At 61.5% G+C, this 14,653-nt stretch carries 14 protein-coding genes; 5 read left to right on the top strand and 9 right to left on the bottom strand.

What is annotated here, in order from left to right:
- Together NKH59_RS28710 and NKH59_RS28705 are read left to right on the top strand one after the other, a co-directional pair.
- On the top strand, positions 1 to 497 hold a 497-nt coding region (locus NKH59_RS28710; RefSeq protein ID WP_353023748.1), incomplete at its 5' end, for a carboxyl transferase domain-containing protein.
- 6 nt (positions 498 to 503) lie between these two features.
- Complete coding sequence (locus NKH59_RS28705; protein WP_353023746.1) at positions 504 to 1,574, top strand: M48 family metallopeptidase; 1,071 nt, start codon at positions 504 to 506, stop codon at positions 1,572 to 1,574.
- Between the two features lie 44 nt (positions 1,575 to 1,618).
- Here the strand turns inward: NKH59_RS28705 and NKH59_RS28700 are convergent, their stop codons facing one another.
- Both NKH59_RS28700 and NKH59_RS28695 read right to left on the bottom strand, forming a co-directional pair.
- Complete coding sequence (locus NKH59_RS28700; protein WP_353023744.1) at positions 1,619 to 3,622, bottom strand: hypothetical protein; 2,004 nt, start codon at positions 3,620 to 3,622, stop codon at positions 1,619 to 1,621.
- Positions 3,619 to 5,148: an NAD(P)H-hydrate dehydratase gene (locus tag NKH59_RS28695; RefSeq protein WP_353023742.1), complete on the bottom strand. Its 1,530-nt coding sequence runs from the start codon at positions 5,146 to 5,148 to the stop codon at positions 3,619 to 3,621. Before NKH59_RS28695 ends, NKH59_RS28700 begins: the two co-directional genes overlap by 4 nt.
- A 358-nt stretch (positions 5,149 to 5,506) precedes the next feature.
- On the opposite strand from NKH59_RS28695, the gene NKH59_RS28690 reads away from it, so the two are divergent.
- Both NKH59_RS28690 and glnA read left to right on the top strand, forming a co-directional pair.
- A complete protein-coding gene (locus tag NKH59_RS28690) occupies positions 5,507 to 5,845 on the top strand; it encodes a P-II family nitrogen regulator (RefSeq protein WP_019857988.1) in 339 nt (112 codons plus the stop codon).
- Positions 5,846 to 5,899: 54 nt separating this feature from the next.
- The gene (gene glnA / locus NKH59_RS28685) at positions 5,900 to 7,309 is read left to right on the top strand and encodes a type I glutamate--ammonia ligase (protein ID WP_023675115.1); all 1,410 of its coding nucleotides are present in this window, start codon (positions 5,900 to 5,902) and stop codon (positions 7,307 to 7,309) included.
- A gap of 116 nt (positions 7,310 to 7,425) precedes the next feature.
- Here the strand turns inward: glnA and NKH59_RS28680 are convergent, their stop codons facing one another.
- On the bottom strand, positions 7,426 to 8,466 hold the full coding sequence (locus NKH59_RS28680; protein ID WP_353023740.1) for a glutamine synthetase beta-grasp domain-containing protein: 1,041 nt from the start codon (positions 8,464 to 8,466) through the stop codon (positions 7,426 to 7,428).
- Positions 8,467 to 8,785: 319 nt separating this feature from the next.
- Here NKH59_RS28680 and NKH59_RS28675 point away from each other — a divergent pair, with 319 nt between their 5' ends.
- Complete coding sequence (locus NKH59_RS28675) at positions 8,786 to 8,980, top strand: DUF2735 domain-containing protein (RefSeq protein WP_352772917.1); 195 nt, start codon at positions 8,786 to 8,788, stop codon at positions 8,978 to 8,980.
- 85 nt (positions 8,981 to 9,065) lie between these two features.
- Here the strand turns inward: NKH59_RS28675 and NKH59_RS28670 are convergent, their stop codons facing one another.
- From NKH59_RS28670 to crcB, 6 genes are all read right to left on the bottom strand, one after another.
- A complete protein-coding gene (locus NKH59_RS28670) occupies positions 9,066 to 10,955 on the bottom strand; it encodes an MFS transporter (RefSeq protein WP_352748805.1) in 1,890 nt (629 codons plus the stop codon).
- Between the two features lie 187 nt (positions 10,956 to 11,142).
- Positions 11,143 to 11,934 carry an ATP12 family chaperone protein gene (locus NKH59_RS28665; protein ID WP_352748802.1) on the bottom strand — a complete coding sequence of 264 codons (792 nt, stop codon included), beginning with the start codon at positions 11,932 to 11,934 and terminating at the stop codon, positions 11,143 to 11,145.
- A 2-nt stretch (positions 11,935 to 11,936) separates the two neighbouring features.
- Positions 11,937 to 12,794: a DMT family transporter gene (locus tag NKH59_RS28660; RefSeq protein WP_502895045.1), complete on the bottom strand. Its 858-nt coding sequence runs from the start codon at positions 12,792 to 12,794 to the stop codon at positions 11,937 to 11,939.
- A 68-nt stretch (positions 12,795 to 12,862) separates the two neighbouring features.
- Complete coding sequence (locus NKH59_RS28655; RefSeq protein ID WP_353023738.1) at positions 12,863 to 13,843, bottom strand: RluA family pseudouridine synthase; 981 nt, start codon at positions 13,841 to 13,843, stop codon at positions 12,863 to 12,865.
- A 62-nt stretch (positions 13,844 to 13,905) separates the two neighbouring features.
- Positions 13,906 to 14,244 (bottom strand): DUF190 domain-containing protein, encoded by a 339-nt coding sequence (locus NKH59_RS28650; RefSeq protein ID WP_254817158.1) that lies wholly within the window; start codon positions 14,242 to 14,244, stop codon positions 13,906 to 13,908.
- The gene (gene crcB / locus NKH59_RS28645) at positions 14,241 to 14,612 is read right to left on the bottom strand and encodes a fluoride efflux transporter CrcB (protein WP_245274632.1); all 372 of its coding nucleotides are present in this window, start codon (positions 14,610 to 14,612) and stop codon (positions 14,241 to 14,243) included. The genes NKH59_RS28650 and crcB overlap by 4 nt, the downstream gene beginning before the upstream one ends.
- Positions 14,613 to 14,653 lie beyond the last annotated feature (41 nt).

Raw genomic sequence — 14,653 nt, 5'->3', positions numbered from 1 at the left:
CCTCGCTGTTCGCCCACGCACACCCTCTGCCCCCTGGCCTGCTGGGCCGCCCCCCCCCCCCCCCCACCGCGCAGGAATATGGCGGGTTGATCAAGCACGGCGCCAAGCTTCTGTTCGCCTATGCCGAAGCGACCGTGCCAAAGATCACCGTCATCACCAGAAAGGCCTATGGCGGTGCCTATGACGTCATGGCGTCAAAGCATTTGCGCGGTGACATGAACTATGCGTGGCCAACGGCGCAGATTGCGGTGATGGGCGCCAGGGGCGCAGTCGAGATCATCTATCGCAAGGATATCGGCGACGCGGAGAAAATTGCAGGGCACACAAAAGCTTACGAGGATCGCTTCCTGTCCCCCTTCGTTGCCGCCGAGCGTGGCTATGTCGACGAGGTGATCATGCCGCATTCGACCCGCCGCCGCATCGCCCGCGCGCTCAGGATGCTGCGCAACAAGGATATGCAAAACCCCTGGAAGAAGCACGACAACATTCCGCTGTGAGGGTTGATGTCGCGCTTGGTCCTCTATGTAGGAGCGCGTTTCGGCAGGTTTGCCATCCTGCTCTTCGCCCTGCCGCTGTTTTGCCCAATACTCCTGTGGTTCTGGTTCCTCGATTGCTATCCGCTCGCTGTCATCGCGACTGGCGTTGTTGCGATCCCGGCCGCGATGCTGGCCATCGTTCCGTTGATCGGGACATTGTTCGCCGGTTTTCGACCCAGCAAGGTGGACGGGATTACTCGGGAATCAGCCCCGAAATTGTGGGCTGTCTGGGAGAGTATTGCCGGCAAACACCGCGCCAGCCGCACGAGCATCATCCTGAGCGACGATCTCAACGCTAGCATCGGTGAAGAGCGGCCGTTTCTGGGCCTGCTTGGTCGCAGGGCAATTCTCACCGTGGGCCTGCCGCTGCTCGCAGCGACCGACCAAAAGGGGTTTGCGGCGATCTTGGCCCATGAGGACGCCCATCTGAAAAATAAAGATACAAATGGCGGGCTCAACCTGGCCGAACTCGAAAAGAGCTTCGATCTAATCTTCGACTTCGCCCCACCGGGAAAAACCGTTTCAGGCAGCCTGTTCTACTGGATGCTTGGCCCGCTGTCGCGCACGCTGGAGCGCGAAGAAATACGGTTGTCGCGGCGGGCGGAAATTGACGCAGATCGTCATGCAGCGATGTCCGGCGATGCACATGAAACGGCGCGCGCCCTGCTGCTGGTCGGTGCCGCCAGCGCGTTCTTCGATGACCAAGTGTATATTCCGCTTAAACGTGAACTGCTTGGCACCATGGTACCGCCTCGTCCACCACTCGAAAGAATTCTGGCGGCCGCCAGTCACCTGTCGAGGCTTCCCATCCTGCAAGAATATGCGCAAAAGGCCTGGGACGCGCCAGATAACGAAAGCGCGGATCATCCGCCCTGGTCCGAACGTTTGACTGCTCTTGGATTTAGCTCGGCTCCAGAGATAGAACCAGTTCTGGTTTCCGCCTTGTCGAGCCTGCTGAGCGATGAGGTCGTCGCCGAACGCGTCCGGCATTTCGACGGTGAATGGACATCGAACATCGCCGACGACCTCGATCGATAGCTGTCCGCCCTGGAGCTACTGCGGCCAATGTCAGAGTCGTCGGCCTATTCCGCTTCCGCTGCTCCGAACCCGGCTCCCATCGTCGCGCGGACAGCGCCCGACCACGGCGTGGCGTGATTGTCGATGCGCATCTGGAAGATAAAATAGGTCGGCGAGCAGAAGCCGATGCCCTTCACTTTGCCGATACCGGGTGTATCGGGCGGCAGCGACTGACACATGTAATCCTCGCGGCAGAAATGGTCGGCCGAGCAGGCAGGACGATTGCCGCGATTGACGGCGCCGCCCAGGCACTGGTCGAAATTATTGGTCGCCACGCAGGTGTCGAATTTCTTGCCGCCAACCAGCCCGCAAATCTCGTTCGGCATCGGCTTGCCCGTCTTGAAGGCGGCAAAGCTGCGATCCCGGTCATCGCAGCCGCGATAGGCGATACCCGCCGGCACACCGATCTTCGGCGGTCGGCAGGTGTAGGCGACGCGCGAAATGCCCGGCGCGAACGCCGCGAACTGACCGGTGATGGTATACCGGTCATTGAAAGGCTGTGCCGGGTTGCTGGCGATGGATCCCGTTAAACAAGGGTGGCCGGAAAACATGTCTTCGCTGTCCTTGGGCAACAGGCATTGCGCCAGCTTGGTGCGCACACCGGACGCGGTGGTCAACGGCGTGCAGACGGTGCCGCCACCGCATTGCCATGTCGCGCCGAAGCGGGCCGCATCTTCCGGCATGAAGCACGGCATCGCCATTTCGGCCGGCGAATAGGCAATTTCGCCGGCATCGTTCCATGTCGCCGGCGGCGCGAAGGACAGCGGGCGGAAGCGGTTCGGTTCCTTGCCGTCGGTAGTCGCGTGCAGCCAGGCGACGCGGCGCGGGATGTCGGCGTGGAGATGCGGCGAGATGCCGACCTCGATGCGGTTGAGCGGCGAGGTCGTCTTGTCGTCAAGTCCGATAAAATGGAAGCCGGCGGTCGAGCCCGCCTGATGGCAGCCCTGGCAGGCGCCGTTGTCCAGCCGCTCGGCCAGTGCCTCCGGCGTGCGCACCAGCTTCATAGCAGAGAAATCGACACCAGCGAAATCCGCGGACTGGAACAGTGGCGTGAACAGGTGGTTGGCCTGCCTCGCACTGCCGAAGGTCGACCAAGAGATGACCTTCCTTGCCAGGAATTCCTCGGGAATCTCGTAGACGCCGAGATCGACCGCCGCGACATTGGTGCGGACATAGTCGGCAAGTCTTGCTTTCAGCGCAGCGTCTTCGGCGAGACGTGCCGTGTCGGGCGTGTTTTCCAGCGGCTTTTCGCTGGCAGCCGCTCCGTCGATGCCGAAAATTCGCATGAGATAGGCAGCCTGCCCGCCGAATTCGGTCTCCTGGCCGGAGGGGAAGCGCACCACTTGCGCATTGAGCTCGAGCTGCTTGAAGGTGAGCGCCGTCCTTTCCAGCGGCCCACCGGTCAGCCAGCCGGCATCGACGCTCTCGTCGAGTTGTGGTGCCCAGCGTCCGGCGACGCCGACACAACCGCCGTCGGCATCCGGCGCGGCATCGTAGACGGCACTGAAATTGAACGGCAGGCGCGAGGCCAGAACCTTGCCGTTTTTCTTGAAACTATAGGATAAGCGATAGACGAAGCGCACTTCGCCGCAACTCGTATCGCCTTGCAGCGCGGCGAAGTCGCGCCGGTCGAGCCGGTTGACGATGCCGACGAGGCGGAAGCGCGCGGCATCGGTCCTCAGCCAGCGCATGTCCATGACACGGCCAACATTGCCGTCGGTCACCTCGTAGAGCGGCCGACCACCGGCCTTCATCTCGGCCCGCAATGCCGCGACGTCGCTTGCAATCGTTTCGACGATCGCGTGGTAAGCGGGCGCCTTATCATAAAGCGTCTTCAAATCGCCGTTGCCATCGACGCCGAAAATGCCGGCGAACCCGTAACCGTTGCTGTCGAGAGCGGCGAGAACGGCCGGGTCGTCGACGATCGTCAGCGGAGTTTCGGCGTTCGCAGCCTGCGCCATGAATACGGCGCCGACGATCGCAACGAGCAGCGCGAACATGCGGTTCATTCGGCAGCTATCCCGCGACTTTCGATAAGCTCGCGCAGGACCGGCACCAGCGCCAGCGGCAGGTCCTCGGCGATCAGCCCCGGTCCGAAACGGCTGCCGGCCTCGGCATGGATCCAGACTGCCGCACAGGCCGCTTCAAAGGCCGGCATGCCCTGCGCCAGCAGCGCGGCGATGATACCCGACAGCACGTCGCCCGAACCGGCGGTGGCCAACCAAGGCGCGCCATTGCCGTTGATCGCTGCCCGGCCATCGGGGGCCGCAATCACAGTGTCGGCACCCTTGTAGACGAGAGTGGCGTTGGCCCGTTCGGCTGCGGCGCGTGCCTTGGCGAGTTTGGACAGGTCCTTGTCCTCGGCGATATCTGAAAAAAGCCTGGCGAATTCGCCGTCATGCGGCGTCATCACCAGAGCCGGCGCGCTCGGCCGGCTGGCGGCTTCGAACAGGGCATCCGGCGCGTCGCGAAACGAGGTGACGCCGTCGGCGTCGAGCACCAAGGCCTCAATCCCGCCGCCCTGCCCATGGGCGCCATTCAGCACGGCCAGGGCGAATTCGCGCGTCTTCTCACCAATGCCAAATCCCGGGCCGAGCACGAAGGCCGATGGCCGGCGGCTGCCGACGAATTCGTCCACATCCGCGACAGTGTCTAGCTTGCGCAGCATGATCGAGGTCAGATGCGCCGCGTTCACATGGATGGCGTTCGCCGGCGACAGCAAGGTGACGGCCCCTGCCCCGCTCCTGGCCGCGGCAAGCGCCGACAGCCGCGCAGCACCCGTCGCCGACGGCCCGCCGGAAAAGACGCCGACATGGCCGCGTTTATACTTATGGGCGTCGACGGCCGGAACCGGAAAGCGGCCAAGCCAGAGCGCCGGAATGTTCTCGAATGTTCGTGGTTCAAGCTGCGCAACAACACTGTCGCTTATGCCGATATCAGCGAGCACGATTTCGCCGCACAGCTCGCGCCCCGGTAACAAAAGATGGCCTGGCTTTTTTCGCGCAAAGGTCACGGTGATTCGGGCGTGGAAAGCCTGACCGAGGACATTGCCGCTCTCACCGGAGACGCCCGACGGCAGGTCGACCGCGACGACCGGCGAATTCAACTCCGCCACATTATCGATCGCCTTGGCGGGGTCGCCGGATAGCGGCTTGGACAGCCCCGCCCCATAGACCGCGTCAACCACGACCGAGCCCATCTCGGCAACGAAATCCGACAGCGGCCGAGCTTCAACCGGGCACTCCGAGGCAGCGACTGCCGCATCGCTGCCGCCTTTAGGCGATCCGGACGCCCATACCGAGACGTCGACGGCGCTCTCCCGAAGGATGCGCGCCACGACATAGCCGTCGCCGCCATTGTTGCCGGGGCCGCAAAGCACATGGACGCGCGTTGCGTTCGGGTAGCGCTTGAGTACTACGGCAGCAACCGCAGCACCGGCATTGCGCATCAGGCCGATGCCGTCGAATGGACCAGCGGCAATCGCCAGCCGGTCGGCCTCAGCCATTTCGGACGGAGACAGAAGTTCATTGCTCATGCGGGCGACATGCACATCATCTGCCGAAGCATTGTCCAGTTTTTGATCCGACGCAAACTACGAAGGTTATGAAACACACCGGCAATGCCCGGAGCGGCGAGACGCAGGTCCACAGCTGCCCATGAAATATCCGATCTGCCCATTTTTTGTGCGGACGACGGGACCGGCGGTTTGTAGGCTCGCGGCGTTCCTGGCGCATCCGACGCAGGGAATGACGCGAATGTACATTCCCGCGTAGCATGGTATCCAAATCATGTGAGCCCACCCGGCACCCAATCAATTGGCACAGTTCGTGCTTGATTGAGGCGCAAGCGGGGCTCACAACCCGTCTTTTTTGGCAGTGGAGGCCACTTTTTACATGAAAAAGATCGAAGCGATCATCAAGCCGTTCAAGCTAGACGAAGTGAAGGAAGCGCTTCAGGAGGCCGGTCTGCAAGGTATCACCGTTACCGAGGCCAAAGGGTTTGGCCGCCAGAAGGGCCATACCGAGCTTTATCGCGGCGCCGAATATGTCGTCGACTTCCTGCCGAAGGTGAAGATCGAAGTCGTGCTCGGCGACGATGCGGTCGAAGCAGCGATCGAAGCCATCCGCAAGGCGGCCCAGACTGGCCGTATCGGCGACGGCAAGATCTTCGTCTCCAATATCGAGGAAGTGGTGCGCATCCGCACCGGGGAAACCGGCATGGACGCCGTCTGAATTTTCCCGTTAAAAGGCCATGTTCAAAACGTCATCACATAGGGAAGCAGGGACATGACGACAGCCAAAGACATCATGAAGCAGATCAAGGACAACGACGTTAAGTTCGTCGATCTGCGCTTCACCGATCCGAAGGGCAAACTGCAGCACGTTACGATGGATGTCGTCGAGGTCGAGGAAGACATGTTTGCCGATGGCGTCATGTTCGACGGTTCCTCGATCGCCGGCTGGAAGGCGATCAACGAGTCCGACATGGTGCTGATGCCGGATTCCGATACGGTGCATATGGACCCGTTCTTCGCGCAGTCGACCATGGTCATCCTGTGCGACATCCTCGATCCGATCTCGGGCGAATCCTACAACCGCGACCCGCGCGGCACCGCTAAAAAAGCCGAGGCCTACATGAAGGCCGAAGGCATCGGCGACCAGATCTTCGTCGGTCCTGAAGCCGAGTTCTTCGTGTTCGACGACGTCAAGTACAAGGCCGATCCTTACAACACCGGCTTCAGGCTGGATTCGACCGAACTGCCGTCCAATGACGACACCGACTACGAGACCGGCAACCTCGGTCATCGGCCGCGCATCAAGGGCGGCTATTTCCCGGTGCCGCCGGTCGATTCGGCGCAGGACATGCGCTCGGAAATGCTCACCGTGCTCGCCGAGATGGGCGTGCGCGTCGAAAAGCACCACCACGAAGTGGCCGCCGCACAGCACGAGCTCGGCATCAAGTTCGACACGCTGGTCCGCAACGCCGACAAGATGCTGATCTACAAATATGTCGTGCACCAGGTCGCCAATGCGTATGGCAAGACGGCCACCTTCATGCCGAAGCCGGTGTTCGGCGACAATGGCTCGGGCATGCATGTCCACCAGTCGATCTGGAAGGAAGGCAAGCCGACTTTCGCCGGCAACGAATATGCCGGCCTGTCTGAGAGCTGCCTGTTCTACATCGGTGGCATCATCAAGCATGCGAAGGCGATCAACGCCTTCACCAACCCGCTCACCAACTCCTACAAGCGCCTAGTGCCGGGCTATGAAGCGCCGGTGCTGCTCGCCTATTCGGCACGCAACCGCTCGGCCTCGTGCCGCATTCCGTTCGGCTCGTCGCCGAAGGCCAAGCGCGTCGAGGTCCGCTTCCCCGATCCGGGCGCGAACCCCTATCTCGCCTTCGCCGCCATGCTGATGGCCGGCCTTGACGGCATCAAGAACAAGATCCACCCGGGACAGCCGATGGACAAGGATCTCTACGACCTGCCGCCGAAGGAATTGAAGAAAATCCCGACCGTTTGCGGCTCGCTGCGCGAGGCTTTGCAGAGCCTCGACAAGGACCGCGGCTTCCTGAAGGCCGGCGGCGTCTTCGACGACGACCAGATCGACAGCTACATCGAGCTCAAGATGGCCGAGGTGATGCGCTTCGAAATGACCCCGCATCCGGTCGAATACGATATGTATTATTCGGTGTGATCCGGATTGTTGCAGCCAATAGAAAAAACCCCGGCAGAGACGCCGGGGTTTTTTATTGTGATGCGATTGGAGAGAAAGTCACAGCGCAGACCTGAGGTCCACGCCGTGACGAATGCTCAAGCCGCGGCCGAAACCTCGGCGCTGGTCGGGACGGAGGCGATCGTCTTCAATATCTGCGAGGCGATCTGGTAGGGGTCGCCCTGCGAGTTCGGCCGGCGATCCTCGAGATAGCCCTTGTAGCCGTTGTTGATGAAGGAGTGCGGCACGCGGATCGAGGCGCCGCGATCGGCGATGCCGTAGCTGAACCTGTTCCACGGCGCAGTCTCGTGCTTGCCGGTCAAACGCTTGTCGTTGTCCGGCCCATAGACGGCGATGTGATCCATCAGGTTTTTGTCGAAGGCTGCCATCAGCGCCTCGAAATAGCCCTTGCCGCCGACTTCGCGCATATAAGCGGTCGAGAAGTTGGCATGCATTCCCGAGCCGTTCCAGTCGGTGTCGCCGAGCGGCTTGCAGTGGTATTCGATGTCGATGCCGTACTTCTCGGTCAGGCGCTGCAACAAATAGCGCGCCATCCACATCTGGTCGGCGGCCTTCTTGGAGCCCTTGCCGAAGATCTGGAATTCCCACTGGCCTTTGGCCACCTCGGCGTTGATGCCTTCATGGTTGATGCCGGCGGCAAGGCAAAGGTCAAGATGCTCCTCGACGATCTGCCTGGCGACGGAGCCGACATTGCTGTAGCCGACGCCAGTGTAGTACGGGCCTTGCGGCGCCGGATAGCCGCTCTCGGGGAAGCCGAGCGGGCGGCCGTCCTTGTAGAAGAAATACTCCTGCTCGAAGCCGAACCAGGCGCCCTCGTCGTCGAGGATGGTGGCGCGCTTATTGGAGGCATGCGGCGTCACGCCATCGGGCATCATGACCTCGCACATAACGAGCGCGCCATTGGTGCGGGCCGGATCCTGGTAGACGGCGACCGGCTTCAGAACGCAATCGGAGCTGTGGCCCTCGGCCTGCATGGTCGAAGAACCGTCGAAACCCCACAGCGGAAGCTGGTCGAGCGTCGGAAACTCGGCATAGTCCTTGACCTGCGTCTTTCCGCGAAGATTGGGAACCGGGGTGTATCCATCGAGCCAAATGTACTCGAGCTTGTATTTCGTCATTCTAGCCTCTCGTTGCTTGATCACCGAACCCTGGATGGCGCCGGGGCGAGCCGGCCTATCCAGCAGCCGACCTGCCGGATTACTAAAATGCAATTCGTGTGCCATTCTCGCCGGCGATGGATGCGGCAAAAGAGAGGTTGTATCCGCCCAAAATCGCTGGTCCGCCGTCATGCTGCGTTCGGATCATCCACAAGCACATTTTGCACAAATAATGTGCAAGTACTGATCTTTTCGTAATCATGTTGCCTATTTTGGTTGCTGAACCTATGTTGGGGAAAGGTTGAATCGGCAAGGTTCTGTCGAAGAAAGGAAACCGACAATGGAAATCACTTCCACTCGTCAGTCGGCCAAAATCCTGGTGTTCCCGGTGGCAGCGCGCGCTTCTGCCTCAAATTTAAGCGGAAAGGCTAAGTTCGCGGCAGAACTTGCTTCGTTGCGCAACCGAACGGATTTCGGAAGTGCCTGGTATCATGAAGCAGCGATCGAGGAAGCGAGCCAGGATCGGAAGAGCTAAGCCCTTCCCCTCCATGCACTCGATAGATTGGAAAAGCCCGGCGCGATCACTCGCGCCGGGCTTTGCTTTGAACCGGACAGGCCGGCTACTGTTTGGTGTGCAGGTCCGTTCCGAGCGTATCCCTGACAAAGATCATGCCGATGATCAGCGACATCGCCGCGATCACCACTGGGTACCAGAGTCCGTAGTAGATATCGCCCTTGTAGGCGCTGAGCGCGAACACCGTCGCCGGCAGCAGCCCGCCGAACCAGCCATTGCCGATATGGTAGGGCAGCGACATGCCGGTGTAGCGGATGCGGGTCGGGAACATCTCGACCAGGATCGCGGCAATAGGCCCGTAGACCATCGTGACGAAGATCACGAGGATGAGCAGGATGCCGATCGTCATCGGCCAGTTGACCGCCGCCGGGTCGGCGAACATGGCAAAGGGACCGCCGCCTGGTACGGTGTAGACGGTGACCTCGGGAGCTCCCGCAGCCTCATCGGCAGTCAGCAGCTTGTCCTTGATCGCCTGGTCGGTCGGAACCATGGCCTTCTCGCCGGCGCGGATCGCGGCCGCATCGAGCTTCAGTTCGGGATTGGCCGCGATGAAGGCTTCGAGCTTCTGATTCGGCACCTTCGCCGCTGCCCGTTTCAGCGGATAGCCGCCGTCCTGAAGCGCCGTGTTTACCGCCTTGGCGAAAGCAGCGTCCTTGGCCTTGGCTTGATCGCCGGCTGCGGTGGCGTCATACGACTCAACCGTCTCGTTGCCGATTTTGACCGACGCAGCAGTGCCGGGCGCTGCCGTGGCCACTACGTCATAAGGCACCGAGTTCTTGGTCAGAAACGAGGTGGCGATATCGCAGGACGTGGTGAACTTCGCCGTGCCCACCGGGTTGAACTGGAACTTGCAGTCTCCCGGTGCCGCGGTCACCGTCGCACGGGTGTTCTGCTGCGCTGTGGCGAGCGCCGGGTTGGCTGCCCAGGTCAGCGCCTTGAACAACGGGAAGGTGCAGACGATCGCCAGTGCAAGGCCGGCCATGATAATCGGCTTGCGGCCGATCTTGTCGGAGAGCCAGCCGAACACGACGAAGAAGATCGAGCCAACAGCCAGAGCAATCGCGATCATGATGTTGACCGATTGCGGATCGACCTTGAGCACGTTCTGCAAGAAGAACAGCGCGTAGAACTGGCCATTGTACCAAACTACGGCCTGACCGGCTGTGAGGCCGAGCAGCGCCAGCAGCGCGATCTTGGCGTTCTTCCACTGACCGAAGGCTTCTGACAGCGGCGCCTTGGAGCCTTTGCCTTCGTCCTTCATGCGCTGGAAGGTCGGCGATTCAGAAAGCGACAGCCGGATCCAGATCGAAATGCCGAGGAGGAGGAAGGAAACGATGAACGGAATGCGCCAGCCCCAGGCGGCGTAGGTTTCCTTGGTCATCGACCCCTGGACGATCAGGATGACGATCAGCGACAGGAATAGGCCGAGCGTTGCCGTCGTCTGTATCCACGACGTGTAGTAGCCGCGGCGATCGTCAGGTGCATGCTCGGCGACATAGGTGGCGGCACCGCCATACTCGCCGCCGAGCGCCAGGCCCTGCAACATGCGCAAGATGATCAGGATCACGGGAGCGGCGATGCCCAAAGTCGCATAGCCAGGCAGCAAGCCGACCAGGAAGGTCGACAGGCCCATGATCGTCATGGTGACAAGGAAAGTGTATTTACGGCCGACAAGGTCGCCGATGCGGCCGAACAGCAATGCGCCGAACGGGCGCACGAGGAAGCCAGCGGCAAACGCCAGCAGCGCGAAAATATTGCGCGTCGCTTCCGGAATGGTTGGACTGAAAAAAGTCGAACCAATGAACACTGCCAGCGAGCCGTAGAGATAAAAATCGTACCATTCGAAAACGGTGCCGAGCGAGGAAGCGAAGATGACCTTCTTCTCCTCGCGCGTCATGCCGCGGCTTGTTTTGCCGGCGGTCGATGCCATTGCCATGAGCGTATCCTCCCGTGTGATTCCGTCAGTCCTCGATGCTGCGCGTCATCGTCCGCGTTTCCTCGGAACGCAGACTCAGTGCAGCCACCAGTACAAAAAATGACAGAAAGCGCCGTCCAGAGGCAGACCGTCTTTGGGATTATGACTTTGGTCTAATGTGCAGTGCGAAATAGAAACGACGGTGCGGTCAGCCTTTGAGAGCTTCGAGCAGCGTGACTGCCGCCATCATGTCGCGCTTGCGGGCCGCGCGGTGCGCGACGGCCTCGGCATCATGGCCCCATTGCTCGGCCTGCCAGTCCTCGTCGACATGACCGGCAGCCCAGGCCGCCTCGCCGTCGAGCTCGCCGAAGTCGACGGCCAGCGCCAGCAGCGCCGATCCGGTCAGCGACGTCATGACGTGGATGGCGGCAAGGCGCAGCGGATCGGCACGTTGGGCAAGATGCTGGCCAAGCAGCGCGATACTCTCGCGCGGCTGTTCGACATGGATCACGCCTTCGGCAAGATGGAACCGGGCGCCGAGCGCGCTGCGCACCCAGTCGATGACCGGATCCCAATGCTCGTTCTGCCGGTCGACGAGTCCTTGGGGCGCATCGGCGCGGTAGCAGAGCAGATCGGACGAGGCAAAGCGCAGGATGTCCTCCAGCACGGCCTGGGGATCACTGGCGACGCCATCGATTGCCGTATTGACCAGACGCATCACCGGCATCGTCACCGGGTCGATGGTCTCCTTCTGTGCGGCGAATTCCTCGGCGACAAGAGCAGCCGCCTTTTCGGTCGGCAGCGCCAGCAGCGCCTTGGCCGGCGTGCGGACGGGCTTGCCATCGAGATGGACGGCAAAACCGTCTTCGACCGGTGCTACCGCGACGGTCTTGTAGAAGCGCTTCGGCAGCGGCGTCTTCATCTGGATCTGGGCGCGACGCACCGGGTCCGGATCAGAGAGCTGCTTTCCAGCTTCGAGGTCGTTTAATATATCGCGCATGCTCATCCGGGACTTTGTTTTCGGACCGGCCGGTTGACGATGATGAGTCCGGCGGCGATCAGGGCGAGTGCCAGGAAGATACGAACGGTCAGCGGCTCGTTCAAGAACACGGCGCCGCACAGCACACCAAACACCGGCGACAGGAAAGTGAAGCTCGACAGTCCAGATGCAGGGTAGCGCCGCAGCAGCCAGAACCACAGCACATAGGTGAACGCGACGACGTAGACGGCCTGGAACAACAGAGCCAAGGTTGGCAAGACGGTAAAGTTGCGGACGGGCGGCCCGGCAAAAGGCATCACCAAAATGCCGACGACGGCGGCCCCGGCCAGCTGATAGAGCAGCAGCTTTTCGGCGCTGGCCGTCACCAGCTTCGACCGCTTGATGACAATATTGGTCACGGCCCACAGAATGCCGGCACCGAGACTGAGCAAATCGCCGCCCAATGTTGCGCCGCCATTGGCGCTCAGTTTATCGGAAAACACCGCGATCAGTCCGGCGAAAGCGAGCAGAAGACCAACGAGCTTGCGTGCCGTGATGCTTTCGCCCAGCAGGAAATGACCGCCGACCAGCATCCAGAACGGCATCGTGTTGACCAGCAAAGTGTTGCGCACGACAGTGGTGTGCTCGAGCCCGACATAGAGAAACAGGAACTCGAGACCGAAAAGCGCGCCTGCCAGGATGCCGGCGACGAGGGTCTTGTCGGGCGTGAACAGCGCAATGCCGCGCCAGCGGCACCAGCCGAAAACACACAGGCCGCCGATGACCGAGCGGGCGATCGACAGGAAAACAGGGTCGTAGCCAGCATAGGAGATCTTGGCGGCAACGTAGTTCAGGCCCCACGAAAAGGTCAGCCCGACCATGATGGCGGCGGCCGCCAGATCGACCGCGTCACGGCGGTCGAGCGTATCTGTGGCGACGCCCACCGCCGCTACTCCTCCGCGCTCGCGTCGTCGAAACCGAGCAGGTTCCAGCTCTGGCGCATATGCGGCGGCATCGGTGCGGTGACGTCGACAAAGCCCTTGTCGGGATGCGGGATGACGATGCGGCGCGCGTGCAGATGCAGCCGGTTCTGCATGCCGCCTGGAAAATCCCAATTGGTGTCGGCCTCGAAATATTTGGGGTCGCCGATGATCGGGCAACCGATATGGGCGGCATGGACACGAAGCTGGTGGGTGCGCCCGGTATAGGGTTCCATTTCCAGCCAGGACAGCGTCTGCGCCGCCTGCTCGACGATGCGGTAATAGGACACGGCGTGATCGGCGCCCTTTTCGCCATGCTTGGCGATACGCACACGATCGCCGTCGGCCGTCGGTTCCTTGATCAGCCAGGTCGAGATCTTGTCCTCGCGCTTCGGCGGCACGCCCTTAACCAGCGCCCAGTAGGTTTTCTTCGTCTCACGCGCCCGGAACGCTTCGGCGAGCTTCATGGCGGCGAGCCTTGTACGGGCGACAACCAGCACACCCGACGTGTCGCGGTCGAGCCGGTGCACCAGACGCGGCTTCTCGCCCTTCTGGTTGCGCCAGGCTTCCAGCATGTCGTCGACATTACGGGTGACGCCAGAGCCGCCCTGGACCGCCAGGCCGGCCGGCTTGTTGAAGACGAAGACCTTCGGGTCCTCATGGATCAGCATCTTTGCCAAAACGTCGGCGTCGCCCTGGTTGCGGATCGAATGACCGGTGAGCGGGCTTTCACCTTTCTTGTCGACTTCGAGCGGCGGCACTCGGACCGTCTGGCCGGCTTCGACGCGGGTATCGGCCTTCACCCTGCCGCCGTCGACGCGGATCTGGCCGGAACGCAGCAGCTTCTGCAGATGACCGAAACCGAGACCGGGGAAATGGCTCTTGAACCAGCGGTCGAGCCGCATGCCCGCCTCGCCGGCGTCCACTGTGATCTGTTCAACGCCTGCCATGATTCCAATCGCCGTTTTGCAGGCATGCAACGGCATTCGCCGGTACCCGCAATCTCACTCGGTTATTCGTTGTCGGTTCCATATTGCAGAACCTGAACTTTCTCCAGCGTAATCAAACCACTTGTCATGATTGTTTCAAGCACGGGCAGGAAAGCGGCCAATTTTTCCTCGTCATCGACGATCTCGATGACGAGTGGCAGATCCTCCGACAGGCGGAGGATCTTCGTGGTGTGAAGCCGGCTGGAATGGCCGAACCCCATCGCGCCGCGCAGGACGGTCGCGCCGGCGATCTGCATTTCGCGGGCCCTCAGCACGATAACCTCATACAGCGGACGGCCATCTGCCTTGTCGTTTTCGCCGATAAATATGCGCAGCAATTGTGCCTGGGTTGGTATCTTCATTGCCTGGACCCTCTCAGCCGGTTGAGCCGAACTGCAAAGATGTGGCCAAGCCAGACGGCGGCAAGCCAGGCCACCACGGAGATCGCGATATTGAGTCCCGCCGCCACAAGCCTCCCGCCTTGCGCGAGGGTGAGTGTTTCAAGGCTGAAAGCGGAGAAGGTCGTCAGGCCGCCGCAGAAGCCGGCCATGAAGAATTGACGTTGCAGCGGACCGGCGAAGACGCGACCATCCGGTCCCGTCAATGTCGCGTAGAAGCCGATGAGGAACGAGCCAACAATGTTGACGAGGAGCGTGCCGAAGGGAAATCCAGCGCCCCACAGGGCAGTGCTCGTCGATGAGGCAAGCGCCCGCAACACACCGCCGATCATGCTGCCTGCGGCTACGGTCGCATAGAGCCGAACCGTTTCGT

This window comes from Mesorhizobium sp. M0998 (assembly GCF_040318885.1).
Classification (GTDB): Bacteria; Pseudomonadota; Alphaproteobacteria; order Rhizobiales; family Rhizobiaceae; genus Mesorhizobium.
Note: the sequence above shows the minus strand (reverse complement) of the source record. Positions and strands in the feature narration are given on the sequence as shown.